Raw genomic sequence first — 14,198 nt, forward strand, 5'->3', positions numbered from 1 at the left:
TTCGCAAAACAAATCGCGGAGGTCCGCCTACGTGTTGTGGCGGAGTCTCTTGATTACTCAAGGTTTGCCTTTTACATAAGTATATATACTACATAAAGAGCAAAATAATCTTATATATATAGTATAGATCTAATATACCCTATATTCAATGCTCCGGGGAATTTCTTGGAAAACGCTTTCTAAATTATAAGTTATTGCATATCAATGGTTTACAAGATAAGAATCTTATTTTCAGGAGATTTTTACTAGATGAACCTTGACGGGGGCAGGGAAAAACTTTGTTTCCAGCTTTCAGCCTTCAGCTATCAGCTATCAGCAAAAAACTAAAAGCGCAAAGCGAAAAGCCATAATTTAAAATTCAAAATTCTAAGTTTTAAGCTATAGTTTTGCCTGCCTTGCCGGCAGGCAGGCGTTTTTACCTTTACACTCTGCGCTTTATTATCCTCTTGACCCTTAACTAATTTCCTGCTCCAACTTCGTGATCAACTTTGCGGTTTCCTGTATCAAGGCATACGGCAACAGCTTTGAGATTTCTGCTTCCTGCTTAAGTGACTTCAAGGTGCCGATTAATCTTTTAACTGTCGTAACCTTCTTTACTTTCTCCGCTTCTTCGGGGCCTAATTCCTTGCGCTCCCGAACCAACAAACCTAAATCATTTTTTAGCTGACGAACATCTTTTCCTTTTTCAAACACGCTTTCTTTTAATTTCGCGTAATCGCCCTCTTCTATATCTTTCTTATTTTTGGCTAAACGCAAGAGGTTCACCGCTTCAAAACTTGGAATTTTTGCTGCCTTTTGCACGGTTGAAGAACCTTGCTCTAAATAAGCAGGCTCTTCCTTCTCAAGAAAATAATAAGACTTTAAAAGTTTTACCGCGGTTTCTTTTCTTACCCCCACTTCTTTGGCAGTATAAAATTCAAATTCGCTGTATCCCCATTGTTTATAAAGCTTATCTTTCCAAACACTATAAAGCGAACGGCCCAACTCCACCCAGGAAACCTTAAAGTTCCTGGCTGTTTCAAGCACATGATAACGCACAGAACCCGGTTCAATCTCCTGCATTTTTTGATCAAGCTTATCCAGGAATTTTGGCTTAGAAACATTCATATTCTCCTCCTGTTATCGTCTGATTAAATAATAAGAATGAGAAATGAGGACTCACCCCCACTCCCACCCTATACCCATAGCCCATTACTCACCACTCATCCTATTTCCTTATCGGCTTTTTAAAACGCCTTTTTTTAAGCAATGTTTTTCTATTGGACAATTACTACAATAAGGAGAAACCGGCATACAGATATGCTGGCCAAAAGCAACAAACCAAGTATTAAGGCCAATCCAGTATTTTTTAGGGATTATTTTTTCTAAAGCGCCTTCGGTATCTTCTGGGCGCTTGGTAACAACCCAGCCCAGGCGATTAGAAACGCGATGCACATGCGTATCCACGCAAATTGCCGGAATATTAAAACCTAAACCTAAAACAAGAGCCGCTGTCTTAGGTCCAATTCCTTTGATCTTTAATAAATCTTCTCTTGTGTCCGGAACCTTGCTTTTATAATCCCGGATAATTATTTTACTTAAATTCCGGATTACTTCTGCCTTGGTATGATAAAACCCTACGGGATAAATTATTTTCGCGATGCGCTCAGAAGAGATCCCTAACATCTCTTGCGGGCTTTTTGCTTTAGCAAAGAGCGCATTGGCCCTCTCCACGGTAACTTTATCTTTGGTGCGCAGGCTTAAAATACAGGAAACAAGCACTAAATACGGATCATGAAAGCGGGCAAATTCCGTGACTGAAGGAACGGCAAAATCTTTAACCGCGTTTTTAACAAGGCCAATTATTAATTCTTTTTTTTCTGACACTTCTTTAAGACCTTTGCCCCAAAATCTAAAGCCTCTTGTTTATCTTTTATCTTGCCAATAGCTTGCGCTTCTTCTATTTCTTTGAGGATTTTTCCCACTAATTCTGAAGGCTTTATGTTAAAAGCGCGCATGATATCATTACCATTAACAAGTTTAGGCAGTTTGACCTCTTTTGCCTTGCGGAAATATTCTTTGATCAAAAAAGCGCAGAGTTTTTCATGAGAAGACCGCGACTGTTTTGTGGTTAACCTGCCGCGGGTGGCACGCTGGTCCGCTAAAGAAAGAGTCAATAGCCCCGGGGCATCGTTTCCTATATCACGAAAGAACCTAAAGGCCGCCCGGTCAGTTAATGTTTTATTGTCGGCCAAATACCCGGGCCTTAGATGCAAGAAAACAAGTTTATTCAAAAAAACTTCTTCATTATTAGACAATTTCATCTTGCGCGAAATTTCCCTTGTCAGGCGTGAACCAATCCATTCATGGCCATGGAAATAAAGCTTTCTTCCTTTTTTACGCTTGGCCTTGGGCTTGCCAATATCATGAAGAAGTATCGCAAGTTTAATTAGTGCAAGGCGTTTATGTCCGGATGAAATTTCCTTATCCCAATATTCTTTAATATCACTATTCTTATTAACTTTAACTAATTTATCAAATTGCTTCAAGGCCTCTAATGTATGCTCCCAAACATCCAGATGATGATAGGGGCCTTGGCTTATTTTGCGCATTACATCCATTTCCGGCAAAAAAGCTTTAAGCACCCCATTTTTATCCATCATCCGGATATAAGAATATGTATCTTGAGTTTCTAATATTTTAAATAATTCTTCCCGGATGCGCTCAAATGAAACAGCAGACAATTTGTTTCTCTCTTTACGGATTTTCTTAAGGGTATCCGGGGAAATCTTAAAATCAAGCATGGCAGAAAAAGAAAACGCCCTCAATATCCTTAAGGGATCGTCTTGAAAAGTGTTCTTGGCTAAATGCCGGATGACCTTAGTCTCGATATCCCTTTGGCCATTCCAAGGATCAATAAAATCCAACTTTCCAGTTAAGAATTTCTGATTCAACTCTATGGCCATGGCATTGATCGCAAAATCACGCAATCTTAAGTCGTCTTCTAAGGTAATCCCCCGGAAAGAAGAGATATCGATGGTATAGGTTTTACCCTCTACTTGTTTTAAAAGGCGGCAACAATCGTGTTGCTGGTCTAAAACTACAAAATCGGAATTAATCTTTCGGGAAAGCGCTTTTCCAAAAGAAATCGCATCTTTAGATAAACAAAAATCTATATCCGGATTTATTTTGCTGCGGTTTAAAAGAAGGTCGCGCAAAAAACCTCCCACTAGGTACAATTGAACATTTTTCTCTTGGGAAAATACAAAAATATTTTCTAATAAGCCTTTTTCCTGCGGACTTAATTTTTTCATATTAGATACTGCCTATATATTTTTATTCTTATTAAATATTTCGGATTGCTTGATCACTTCGTCTTCCACGAATATTGAAGCGTGGGCTCTTACTGCCAAGGCAATACTATCGGAGGGCCTGGCATCAATGGTCTTGGTCTCTCCAGAAGAAGTGTGGATGACAAGTTTCGCGTGGAATGTGTCTTCTTCAAGCTTATCAATTATCACCCTATCAAGGCGCGCCTGCAATTCTCCAAGCGCCAAATGCAATAGATCATGGGTCAATGGCCGAGGAGGGTTAAAACCGCTTATCTTTAACTTAATTGCCGATGCTTCAGCAAGGCCGATGACAATGGGCAAAAGCCGCTCGCCGTTTTTCTCTTTTAAAACAATAAGCTGATCATGCCTTTTCTCATCTATAACTATTTTATTCAATTCCATCTCTATCATGTATAGCTCCTTATATCAGCTATCAGCTGTCAGCTGTCAGCTGTCAGCTATCGACCTTTGGATTTGAGCTTCTTAATAGGTTTTTTTTCTTTCTTTAGAATATCATTTAATTCAACCATAAATTGCTCCACGTCTTTAAACTGCCGATACACAGAAGCAAACCTGACATAGGCAACATCGTCTATTTCTTTTAATTTTTCCATAACCATTTCGCCGATACGCGTAACCGGAATCTCGCGCTCAAATTTTTTCTGGATATTGCGCTCAATCCAGGTAACAATCTCTTCCATGCGCTCAACACCGACCGGCCTTTTCTCGCAGGCGCGCATGATTCCGGACAAGATCTTCTGCCGGTCAAAACCTTGCCTGCGGCCGTCTTTTTTTACTACCATTATTGCTAATTCTTCTATGTATTCATAGGTAGTGAATCTTTTAGCGCAACTCAAACATTCCCGCCTTCTTCTTATCGCAGATTCTTCCTGCGTCGCGCGGGAATCAACTACCTTGTCTTCTTTGTAACCGCAAAATGGACACTTCATAGTCAGCTTTCAGTCGTCAGCTTTCAGTCGTCAGCTTTCAGCTGATAGCTGAAGGCTGATAGCTGATAGCTTAAAATACTATTTGATTTTCCTTACTTTAATCTTGGCCTCTTTTAAAAACCCTGCCGACATTTCATCCGGATACTCGCCGGCAATGACAATTTCTTTGATCCCGGCGTTGATCAACATCTTAGCGCAAATAGAACAGGGCTGATTGGTAATATAAAGCATGCTGTCTTTGGTGCTTACCCCGTGCAAAGCCGCCTGCAATATAACATTCTGCTCGGCATGTAAACCCCGGCAGAGTTCGTGTCTTTGCCCCGACGGAACCTTTAACTTCTCTCTGATACATCCTATATCGCTGCAATGTGCTAAGCCTGAAGGCGCGCCATTATAACCGGTAGCAAGAATTTTCTTGTCTTTTACTAAAACCGCTCCGACGTTACGCCTAAAACAAGTCGCGCGTTTGGACACAAGAAAAGCTACTTCCATAAAATATTCATCCCAAGTTGGACGCCTGCTAATAATTTGTCTGCGGGAACTTTTTAAGATGTCTTTTTTGTTTTTCATAGTTTAACCTAACTGTGGGTATAAAGGAAATCTCTTAGCAAGCTCTAAAACTTGGCCTCTTATTTTCTTAATCGTTTCTTTGTCATCTTTATTTTCAATAACGCTATTGATCAACCCGGCGATAAGGCGCATTTCTTCCTGCTTCATCTTGCGGGTGGTCAAAGATGGAGTTCCCAAGCGGATACCGCTTGTTACTGCTGGGCTTTTCTGATCATAAGGAATAAGGTTTTTATTTACGGTAATATTTGCCTCTTCTAAAACACCTGACGCATCAGAACCTGTAATATTCTTGGTGTTTAAATCTACAAGCATCAGATGCGTATCTGTCCCTCCGGCAACAATCCTAAACTTTAGTTTCTCTAAACTTGCAGCCAGTTCCCGGCTGTTTAATACGACTTGTTTTTGATAGGCCTTAAATTCCGGCAAGAGAGCCTCTTTAAAAGCCACAGCCTTGGCGGCAATTACATGCATCAATGGCCCACCCTGCAGCCCGGGGAAAACCCGGGAATTAAGTTTTTTGGCGAATTCTTTTTTAGAAAGGATAAAACCGCCTCTGGGGCCGCGCAAAGTTTTATGCGTAGTAGAGGTAATAAAATCTGCGTAAGCAACCGGCGAAGGATGCACGCCTGCGGCAACTAATCCGGCAATATGCGCCATATCTACCATTAGATACGCGCCAACCGCATCAGCTATGCTTCTAAATTTCTTAAAATCCAATTCTCTGGGATATGCCGAAGCGCCTGCTAAAACCAGTTTAGGCTTATGCTTCTTGGCAAGCTGCATAATATTATCATAATCCAACATTTCGGTTTTTCTGTCCACCCCATAAGTGGCAATATTATAAAACATCCCGGAGAAATTGTGCGCATGCCCATGCGAAAGATGCCCCCCGCAGGCTAAATCCAAAGCCAGAATAGTGTCTTTGGGTTTTAAAGCTGCCATATAAACTGCCATGTTGGCTTGAGTTCCTGAATGCGGCTGAACATTAACGTATTCTGCGCCAAAAAGCTCTTTTGCCCGGGAAATCGCCAAATCCTCGGCGGTGTCCACGTTTCCGCAACCTCCATACCAACGCGCCCCCGAGTAACCTTCAGCGTATTTATTAGTCAATACCGAAGCTTGTGTTTCCATGACCGCTAACGAAGTAAAATTCTCGGAAGCAATCATCTCCAAATTCTCTTCCTGCCGCTTTAGCTCGTTTTTAATTACCGCGTAAATATCCGGATCAGCCTGTTTTAAATGCGTAAAACCTTTCATATTTTCATACCCTTCTCTATTTTATTGATTAAATCTACTCTGCGTTTATGCCTGCCGCCTTCAAAAGCGGTATCTAACCAAACTCTGGCCATTTTTTTGGCAAGTGCCGGCTTAACAAATAATGACCCCATAACCAAAATATTGCTATCGTTGTGCTGGCGGCTTAATTTCGCTGCTTCTAAATTATAAGCCAACGCCGCGCGCACTCTGGGGAATTTGTTGGCCACAATAGAATTGCCAATACCGCTTTTACAAATTAAAATTCCCTGCTTCAATCTACCCGAAGATACTTCTCTAGCCACAGCTGAAGCAGTGCTAGGATAATCACAACTTTCTTCTGAATAGGCCCCCACGTCTTTAACTTTGTACCCGGATTTAATAAGATAGGGCTTAAGCGATTCTTTTAAGGCAAAACCTCCATGGTCAGAACCAATAATTATCTTTTTCATATAATATCAACTATCCTTTCTACTGCCTGCTTTATGGTTTCAGAGGTAGCCAGATAAAGATCTCCTGATGAGCCCATGGGATCTTCAATATTAAGATCCCCCTCATCCTCTATTTTAGCAAATTCTTTCAATAAAAACACTCTACTTTTTACATCCGGCGCCATGGCCAAAACGCGCTCTTCATGCATCTTCTCCATAACAAGTATAATATCCGACTTTCTTAATAATTCCGGGGTGATCCTTTTGGAGCGATGCGCGGAAACATCTATACCGTTTTGGCTCATCACTTCTTTAGTCAAAGATGAAGCCCCGGAGCCCTCTAACAACATGATCCCGGCGGATAGAACCTCTACATCAGTACGATTTTTCTTCTTTAGCCTGTCAACTAAGAAAGCTTCAGCCATAACTGAACGGCAGGAATTACCAGTACAGATAAAAAGCACAGTTTTCATAGAGAATTCTTTCTCAATCTCTTCTTTTGTGATAAACCCTTGCCGTAAGAGCTTAAATTTATTTTGAGTTACATCAATTACTGTAGATTCTTTACCTAAGCGCACCCTTCCGGCATCAAGGACCAAATCCACTTTTTCTACCAAAGAAGCCGATATCTCTTGCGCGCTAACAGCAGGCGGCTCCCCAGAGATATTTGCCGACGGACAGATAACCGGGCAAGAACAATAAGATATTACTTTTAAGGCGATCTCATCATCCGGCATGCGCATGCCGACAGTAGAACCGTCTTTAGCCTTAAAAACTATTGTAAGCGCCCCCGGCCAAAACTTTGATACAAGTTTCCAAGTCCCAATAGAAATGTCTTTGGCATATTGGGTAACTTTATCCTTGGCAGCAATATGCAAAGAATAACTCTTGTCTTCGGGCCTTTGTTTAACACAAGAAAGCCGCTCTACCGCTTTCCGGTTTGAGCTATCAACAGCTATCCCGTACACTGTTTCCGTGGGAATGATTACTAAACCGCCATTTTTAATAATTTGCGCGGCTTCTTTAATAAGCTTTTCATCGGGCTGCTGCGGATCAATTTTAATGATTTTACCCAAACTTACACCTTGATTTTGGTATTTTTGATTTTCGCGCGCATGTCAGTGCGATACTGCACAAGCGCATCGCGTATTTTCTTGTCCGATACTGCCAGAATTGCCAAGGCAAAAAGAGCCGCATTCTTTGCGCCTGCTTTTCCAATAGCCATAGAAGCAACCGGGATACCTGCGGGCATCTGCACAGTGGAAAGCAATGAATCCATGCCTTTTAGGCTTTGGCTTTCCATAGGAATACCGATAACCGGCAATACCGTATGCGCGGCAATTACTCCGGCTAAAGCGGCAGCGCCTCCTGCAGCAGCAATAAAAACCTGCGTTCCCCGATAAGGAGCTTTCTCTACGTAAGAAGCTAATTCCTTGGGCGTTCTGTGCGCGGATAAAACCTTAACTTCAAATTTTATTTTGAAATCCTTTAAAACATTGATTGCTTCCTGCACGGTTTCTAAATCCGATTGACTGCCCATAATAATACTAATCATAAGCACCTCCCTTAGTGTAAAGTGTAAAGCTAAAAACGAAAAACTATAATTCAAAACTTAAAATTTTTAATTTTACGCTATAGTTTTACGCTAACTATAAAGCTCTTCTTCCTATATCTTTTCTATAATGCATGCCATCAAAACTTATTTTACCCACTGCTTGATAAGAAGTGGCAATGGCCTCTTTAATCGTCTTGCCCAATGCAGTAACTCCTAGGACGCGCCCGCCGCTGGTGATGTATTTTTTCTGCGAGCTATTCGTACCAGAGTGAAAAATGATAACATCATCCTTCTTGGAAGTTTCTTCCAAGCCAAAAATTTCATTTCCCTTTTTATAATCTCCCGGATAGCCTCCAGAAGCCAAAACCACAGTAACGCAAGCTCTATCATCCCATTCTAAATTGTGTACACGCGAAAGTTTTCCCTCGCAAACAGCAAGCATCACCTCTACTAGATCTGATTTTAAACGCGGCAATATTACTTGAGTTTCCGGATCACCAAAACGCGCGTTAAATTCCAAGGCCTTAGGCCCGTCTTTAGTAATCATAACCCCTGCGTAAAGAACGCCTTTATAAATTATCCCTTCTTTTACTAAACCATCAATGGTGCGGTAAACTATTTTTTCTAAAATCTCTTTGAATAATTCCTTGGTCACAACTGGCGCCGGAGAATACGCGCCCATGCCGCCAGTGTTAGGGCCTTTATCATCGTCAAAAATTCTTTTATGATCCTGGGCGCTATCTAAGGCAATTACTTCCTTAGAATCAGTCAAAACTAATATAGACGCCTCTTGCCCCTCTAAACAATCTTCAATAATAATCTTGCTTCCTGCTTCACCAAAGGCCAAATCTCGCAACATTAAATCCACAGCATTGTTTGCTTCATCAACTGACTTTGCAACTACAACACCTTTTCCCGCGGCCAAGCCATCAGCTTTTATTACACAAGGAGCGCCTTTTTTTGCGATATATTTCTTGGCTTCGCCGGCATTATCAAAAACTCTAAAATCCGCGGTCGGGACTTTATATTTCTTCATCAACTCTTTGGAAAATATCTTACTTGCTTCCATCTGCGCGGCAAGCCTATTGGGCCCAAAGATCTTTATATGATACTTATCAAATTCATCCACAATGCCAAAGGCTAAAGGGACTTCTGGCCCGACAACAGTTAAATCTATTCTTTCTTTTCTGGCAAATTCCAAAAGAGAAGATATATTCTCGGGCTTGATATCCACACACTGGGCATCTTGGGCGATCCCGGCGTTACCGGGCGCGCAAAATATCTTATCCACTAATTTGGACTGTTTAATCTTCCAAACTAATGCGTGCTCCCTGCCACCTGAACCTACAACTAAAATACGCATAATTAATTATCTCGTTATCTGAAAACGTAAAACTAAAAGCGGAAAATGTAAAACTATAGCGTAAAATTAAAAATTTTAAATTTTGAATTATGGTTTTACCTGCCTGCCGGCAGGCAGGAGCTTTTTGCTTTACACTTTACGCTATATAAAATCCCCGCTAAAAATAAATAGAACCATCCCCTATTTTCCCCTTTACCTTGTTCCAAAAGATTTCTCAATAGCAACTCAGGCATCAATATTGCCTTTCAAATAAATAAGCTTGGCCTTTAACACCTCATTAAGAAAGCTGCCACTTTTCCTACTCTCGCGGGAAAACTCCTGCTTAGAATAAATAGTATAGTTAATTTCTCTTTTTGTAATCTTCTCTATTTTTCTTATTTGCGTGATTAATTCATCTTCGTTTGTTTCGCCTACGACAAGTAAATCTATATCGCTATTGGCATTTTCTTCGTTTTTGGCAAATGAACCGTAAATAAAAGCGGTTTCAACGCCTTTAATCTTTTTAATCGCGCTTTCCAAAAGCCCTTTGACACCTACCGTCTTAAAAACTATGCTTTTTATTTCCTCAAATAAAGGGTATTTTCTATCCGGGTAGTAATAAACAAGATTACCTTTTCTATTTGACGCAAAAACACCGTCTTTTTCCAAGCGCAAGAGCTCCTTACGGATCATACTCACGGGAATATCAAGAATACGCTCAAGCTCTCTTAAATAATACCGATTATCCGGGTTAGTAAAGAAGAGCCTAAACAAGTCTTGGCGGGTTTTAGACTTAAAGATATTGGTGACATCCATACTTGTAATACTCCTATATTACAATTGTAATACTAATGGGTAACACTGTCAACACCAAATCTCAGACAAAACTAACACACAAAGGTCACAAGTCACAATTTTAAAACAACTTGTAGAAATCCCAGCCAATCCACTGCGCTAAAATTAAATAGAACCTGCCTACGGCAGGCAGGCGTCCCCTTTATTCTTTGCTGAGGGATTTGGGAGCGCGCAACGCAACCTCAACTAAACCCAACCCCAAATCATAAGCTTGATGGCTTTTGCTGAAGGCGCATTAGAAAATTTTTGGCAAAAGTGCGCAAGGATTTACGAGGAGCGCAGGATTGCCCGAAAGGATAAGTCGGAGCCGGAGCGACGAAGTAAACCGTAGCGCACGGCAAAAATTTTTGAGCGCCGGAAGCAAAAGCCAGAAAGCTAAATTCAAAAGAGCAATTTATTTCTTATTCTCTTCCTTCGTCTCTTTCTTAATCGGAAGAACACCGGCTAAGTCACCCACAACATTCACAAGTTCCGAACCCGCGGGAACAATAATCTTGGCATTGTTTTGCAGGGAATGTTCCACTGCCTCTAATTTGCGCAAAACCTGGGCATTGCCCACAAAATATCTCTCTGCCGCCTCATTCACCAACTTTATAGCTTCGGCTTCGCCTTCCGCCTGCAATATCCTTGCCTGTCTTACGCCTTCAGCTTTTTTGATCTCAGCCCTCTTTTGCCCGTCGGCCGCAGTTTCCGTAGCAGTGGCAAAGTCAATAGCCGCGATTTTTTCATTCTCGGCTTTGACTACCTTGTTCATGGTTTCCTGAACATCCTTAGGCGGGTCAATTTCTTTTAGCTCGGTCCTGACAATCTCAATACCCCAATTTCCAGTTTCTTCCATAAGCGTCTTATGAAGCTCGGCATTAATCTTGCCGCGTTCGCTGTTGGCAGATTTCAAGGTAAGAGTACCAATAATATTTCTTAAAGTAGTGCGCGCTAAATTCACAATCTGATATTGATAGTTGAAAACATTATAAATTGCGCTTTTCACATCCTGTTCAGATGGCTTAACCTTAAAATAAACCTGCGCGTCCACCTTGGCATTTAAATTATCATTGGTAATAATTTCCTGCGGCTCGGCATCTACCATCTGCTCGGTAATATTTACCTGATAGATATTCTCAACACCCGGAATAATCCAGTTAAATCCCATATTCGCAAACCTATTGTATTTTCCAAATCTCTCAATCAATCCTCTGTGCGTGGGACGCACAATGCGAATCCCAATAAGAAAAATAAAAATTACCGCCCCGATAATCAAACCCATTAATCCACCCATTCTTTCCTCCTTCATAGTTAATGAACACCGGCGCAAATCCAATAAGCGCCGGGTGTTAACAGTTAATGAACACCGGCGCAAATTGCCCCACAAAGGGGCATACTTGGCAATCATTTTTGCCAAGGTACGATAAACACCGGGTACTTTAAATTACTTCAACCGTTTTATTCCCGCGCACAGCTTCACCGATCACAAAATTCTTTACCCCTTCAGTAGTCATAAATTTCTGCACCTTATCCACAGCATCAGGCGCAACAATCAAAACCATGCCAATGCCCATATTCAAGGTATGGTACATTTCCTTATCATCTATTCCGCCCTTATTCTGGATAAAACGAAATAACTCTGGCGCTTTCCAGGAGTGCTTATTAATACGCACAGATATATCGCTGGGCAAGATACGCGCGATCTTATCATAAAACGCGCCACCTGTAATGTGGCTTATGCCATTAACCGCGTGATGACGCAGTAAATTTAACACTTGTTTTACATAAATTCTGGTTGGAATAAGCAATTCTTTACTCATGCTCAAGAGCTGCTTAGCGGATAAAACCTTACGCACTAAAGAATAGCCATTGGAATGAATCCCAGAAGATTCCAAACCAATAACCACATCCCCAGCGCGAATGCGCGAACCATCAACAATCTTCTTCTTTTCTACAACTCCAGTACAAAAACCAGCTAAATCATATTCGTCATTTGCATACATCCCGGGCATCTCTGCGGTTTCTCCGCCCACAAGAGAACATCCTGACTGGACACAGCCAGCATTTATCCCTTTAACTACATCGCAAAGCACATCTGGATTTAGTTTTCCACAGGCAATATAATCCAGGAAAAACAAAGGCTGGGCGCCTGCGCAAAGAATATCATTCACATTCATGGCTACCAAGTCTATACCCACAGTATCATGCTTACCAACTAAAGAAGCAATCTTTAATTTTGTTCCTACTCCGTCAGTCGAAGCAACTAACACTGGCTCTTTATAACCAGAGGGCATGGAAAAAAAGCTGCCAAATCCTCCGATATCCTTTAAGACTTCTGGACGAAAAGACCCGCGCACCAAAGTTCTAATTTTGTTCTTGAAAACGCTCGCGCTTTTTATATCCACGCCTGATTTTTTATAAGTCATACTGTTCATATAAACACTCCGCAATGTTTTGTTTTTTCTTAATTTTTCATTTTTCATTTTGAATTTTAATTTTATACTCCCTGCCCGCAACAACGCTTCTCAAGCGAGAATTTGCTGTGCCTTTTCTCTGCCGCAATCGGATATCTTCCATCCCAACAAGCAGTGCAATAATTATCCTTGGAGCAGCCAAAACATGACAACATCCCCTCAAGGCTCAAATAGCCAAGGCTGTCCACCTCAAGATATTTTCTGATGCGCTCGGTAGTTTTATACTTATTGGCAATAAGCTCTTTGGCGCTATGAAAATCTATGCCATAGAAACAGGGAAATCTATGCGCCGGACAAGAAATACGCAAATGCACTTCTTTTACTCCTGCCTGACGCAAATTACGCACACGGATCTTAGAAGTTGTCCCGCGCACAATAGAATCATCCACCACAACGATGCGCTTGCCCCTAAGGACACTTCTTAAGAGATTAAACTTTACTTTTACCCCTAAATCCCTAGAGTCTTGGGCAGGCTGAATAAAGGTCCTACCCACATAATGATTGCGGATAATCCCCATCTCAAGCGGAATGCCTGACCCTTGAGAATAACCCATTGCCGCGGAGAAACCAGAATCCGGCACCGGCACCACAAAGTCAGCGTCTGCAGGATGCTCAAAGGCAAGTTGTTCGCCTAATTTCTTCCTGACTAAATGCACGGTATCCGAAAAGACAATAGAGTCGGGCCTAGAAAAATAAACATGCTCAAAACTGCAAAAAGATTTTCTTTCTGAACAGGAAGGCCCGTGGAATTTTATGGAGTGCACGCCGCTTTTATTAATAATAACAATCTCCCCCGGTTCTACTTCCCGGATAAGTTTGGCGCCGACTAAATCAAAAGCGCAAGTCTCTGAAGCTAAAACCCAGGAATTATTTAATTTCCCCAAAACAAGAGGCCGAAATCCAAAAGGATCGCGCACCCCAATAAGATTATGCTTATCCATCATCACCAGGGCGTAAGCGCCTTTTATTCTTTGCAAGGCATAAATCAGGCTTTGTTTGAAATCCGGCGCTTTTGCCTTTGCCATCAAGTGCACGATTAATTCCGAATCAGTCGTAGTCTGGAAAATAGAGCCGCTGTCTTCCAGGAATTTGCGAAGCGATAGCGAATTCACCAGGTTTCCATTATGGGCAATACAAACCGAACCCTTAGAACAGTCAATTAAAAGCGGCTGGGCGTTCTTGATCGTACTGGAGCCGGTAGTAGAATAACGCACGTGGCCGACTGAAATATTGCCTTTTAACTTAGATAAGATATCCTGGTTAAAAACATCGTTGACCAATCCAGTGCCTTTATGGACGCTTAATACTCCATCATGGTTTGAGACTATGCCGCATGCCTCTTGTCCCCTGTGCTGCAAAGAATACAGCCCCAGATACGTCAACCAGCTGGCGTCCTTATGGCCGTAAATCCCGAATAAACCACAATACTCTTTGGGGGCATCTTGCGATAGGCTCAAGTTATTCATAACAGACT

The 14,198-nt window shown here is 41.6% G+C and carries 15 protein-coding genes; all 15 read right to left on the reverse strand.

All coding sequences use genetic code 11. The features are described from left to right. Nucleotides 1-453 precede the first annotated feature (453 nt). The 15 genes from MUF05_04980 to purF all read right to left on the reverse strand — a co-directional run bounded on the left by MUF05_04980 (nt 454) and on the right by purF (nt 14,190). Nucleotides 454-1,107 carry a hypothetical protein gene (locus MUF05_04980; protein ID MCU0666427.1) on the reverse strand — a complete coding sequence of 218 codons (654 nt, stop codon included), beginning with the start codon at nt 1,105-1,107 and terminating at the stop codon, nt 454-456. A 108-nt stretch (nt 1,108-1,215) separates the two neighbouring features. After that, complete coding sequence (locus tag MUF05_04985; GenBank protein ID MCU0666428.1) at nt 1,216-1,866, reverse strand: endonuclease III; 651 nt, start codon at nt 1,864-1,866, stop codon at nt 1,216-1,218. Continuing rightward, the gene (locus MUF05_04990) at nt 1,845-3,293 is read right to left on the reverse strand and encodes an HD domain-containing protein (protein MCU0666429.1); all 1,449 of its coding nucleotides are present in this window, start codon (nt 3,291-3,293) and stop codon (nt 1,845-1,847) included. Before MUF05_04990 ends, MUF05_04985 begins: the two co-directional genes overlap by 22 nt. 12 nt (nt 3,294-3,305) lie before the next feature. After that, nucleotides 3,306-3,722, reverse strand: coding sequence for a bifunctional nuclease family protein (locus MUF05_04995; GenBank protein ID MCU0666430.1), 417 nt, complete (start codon nt 3,720-3,722; stop codon nt 3,306-3,308). Between the two features lie 47 nt (nt 3,723-3,769). Continuing rightward, a complete protein-coding gene (gene nrdR / locus MUF05_05000; GenBank protein MCU0666431.1) occupies nt 3,770-4,261 on the reverse strand; it encodes a transcriptional regulator NrdR in 492 nt (163 codons plus the stop codon). A 78-nt stretch (nt 4,262-4,339) separates the two neighbouring features. Further along, complete coding sequence (locus MUF05_05005; protein ID MCU0666432.1) at nt 4,340-4,831, reverse strand: cytidine/deoxycytidylate deaminase family protein; 492 nt, start codon at nt 4,829-4,831, stop codon at nt 4,340-4,342. Nucleotides 4,832-4,834: 3 nt separating this feature from the next. Beyond that, on the reverse strand, nt 4,835-6,088 hold the full coding sequence (locus tag MUF05_05010) for a serine hydroxymethyltransferase (protein MCU0666433.1): 1,254 nt from the start codon (nt 6,086-6,088) through the stop codon (nt 4,835-4,837). Beyond that, nucleotides 6,085-6,537 carry a ribose 5-phosphate isomerase B gene (gene rpiB / locus MUF05_05015; protein MCU0666434.1) on the reverse strand — a complete coding sequence of 151 codons (453 nt, stop codon included), beginning with the start codon at nt 6,535-6,537 and terminating at the stop codon, nt 6,085-6,087. The genes MUF05_05010 and rpiB overlap by 4 nt, the downstream gene beginning before the upstream one ends. Continuing rightward, nucleotides 6,534-7,592 carry an L-threonylcarbamoyladenylate synthase gene (locus MUF05_05020; GenBank protein MCU0666435.1) on the reverse strand — a complete coding sequence of 353 codons (1,059 nt, stop codon included), beginning with the start codon at nt 7,590-7,592 and terminating at the stop codon, nt 6,534-6,536. The genes rpiB and MUF05_05020 overlap by 4 nt, the downstream gene beginning before the upstream one ends. A gap of 2 nt (nt 7,593-7,594) precedes the next feature. Then, entirely contained in the window at nt 7,595-8,071 is a 477-nt protein-coding gene (gene purE / locus MUF05_05025) for a 5-(carboxyamino)imidazole ribonucleotide mutase (protein MCU0666436.1), read from the reverse strand. 94 nt (nt 8,072-8,165) lie between these two features. Continuing rightward, entirely contained in the window at nt 8,166-9,434 is a 1,269-nt protein-coding gene (gene purD / locus MUF05_05030) for a phosphoribosylamine--glycine ligase (GenBank protein ID MCU0666437.1), read from the reverse strand. Nucleotides 9,435-9,659: 225 nt separating this feature from the next. After that, on the reverse strand, nt 9,660-10,229 hold the full coding sequence (locus MUF05_05035; GenBank protein MCU0666438.1) for a nucleotidyltransferase domain-containing protein: 570 nt from the start codon (nt 10,227-10,229) through the stop codon (nt 9,660-9,662). 433 nt (nt 10,230-10,662) lie between these two features. Beyond that, nucleotides 10,663-11,544 carry an SPFH/Band 7/PHB domain protein gene (locus MUF05_05040; protein MCU0666439.1) on the reverse strand — a complete coding sequence of 294 codons (882 nt, stop codon included), beginning with the start codon at nt 11,542-11,544 and terminating at the stop codon, nt 10,663-10,665. Nucleotides 11,545-11,689: 145 nt separating this feature from the next. Further along, nucleotides 11,690-12,685, reverse strand: coding sequence for a phosphoribosylformylglycinamidine cyclo-ligase (gene purM / locus MUF05_05045; GenBank protein ID MCU0666440.1), 996 nt, complete (start codon nt 12,683-12,685; stop codon nt 11,690-11,692). A gap of 62 nt (nt 12,686-12,747) precedes the next feature. Then, nucleotides 12,748-14,190, reverse strand: coding sequence for an amidophosphoribosyltransferase (purF, locus tag MUF05_05050; GenBank protein MCU0666441.1), 1,443 nt, complete (start codon nt 14,188-14,190; stop codon nt 12,748-12,750). Nucleotides 14,191-14,198: the final 8 nt, after the last annotated feature.

Source organism: Candidatus Omnitrophota bacterium (assembly GCA_025453395.1).
In the GTDB taxonomy this organism is placed as follows: domain Bacteria; phylum Omnitrophota; class Gorgyraeia; order Gygaellales; family Profunditerraquicolaceae; genus JAlOQK01.

What these genes read in the sequence shown, in the direction of transcription:
- MUF05_05040 (MCU0666439.1), bottom strand. Translation starts at nt 11,544, where the DNA reads ATGGGTGGATTAATGGGTTTGATTATCGGGGCGGTAATTTTTATTTTT.
- MUF05_05005 (MCU0666432.1), bottom strand. Translation starts at nt 4,831, where the DNA reads ATGAAAAACAAAAAAGACATCTTAAAAAGTTCCCGCAGACAAATTATT.
- MUF05_05010 (MCU0666433.1), bottom strand. Translation starts at nt 6,088, where the DNA reads ATGAAAGGTTTTACGCATTTAAAACAGGCTGATCCGGATATTTACGCG.
- MUF05_04990 (MCU0666429.1), bottom strand. Translation starts at nt 3,293, where the DNA reads ATGAAAAAATTAAGTCCGCAGGAAAAAGGCTTATTAGAAAATATTTTT.
- MUF05_05035 (MCU0666438.1), bottom strand. Translation starts at nt 10,229, where the DNA reads ATGGATGTCACCAATATCTTTAAGTCTAAAACCCGCCAAGACTTGTTT.
- purE (MCU0666436.1), bottom strand. Translation starts at nt 8,071, where the DNA reads ATGATTAGTATTATTATGGGCAGTCAATCGGATTTAGAAACCGTGCAG.
- MUF05_04995 (MCU0666430.1), bottom strand. Translation starts at nt 3,722, where the DNA reads ATGATAGAGATGGAATTGAATAAAATAGTTATAGATGAGAAAAGGCAT.
- MUF05_04980 (MCU0666427.1), bottom strand. Translation starts at nt 1,107, where the DNA reads ATGAATGTTTCTAAGCCAAAATTCCTGGATAAGCTTGATCAAAAAATG.
- purD (MCU0666437.1), bottom strand. Translation starts at nt 9,434, where the DNA reads ATGCGTATTTTAGTTGTAGGTTCAGGTGGCAGGGAGCACGCATTAGTT.
- nrdR (MCU0666431.1), bottom strand. Translation starts at nt 4,261, where the DNA reads ATGAAGTGTCCATTTTGCGGTTACAAAGAAGACAAGGTAGTTGATTCC.
- purF (MCU0666441.1), bottom strand. Translation starts at nt 14,190, where the DNA reads ATGAATAACTTGAGCCTATCGCAAGATGCCCCCAAAGAGTATTGTGGT.
- rpiB (MCU0666434.1), bottom strand. Translation starts at nt 6,537, where the DNA reads ATGAAAAAGATAATTATTGGTTCTGACCATGGAGGTTTTGCCTTAAAA.
- purM (MCU0666440.1), bottom strand. Translation starts at nt 12,685, where the DNA reads ATGAACAGTATGACTTATAAAAAATCAGGCGTGGATATAAAAAGCGCG.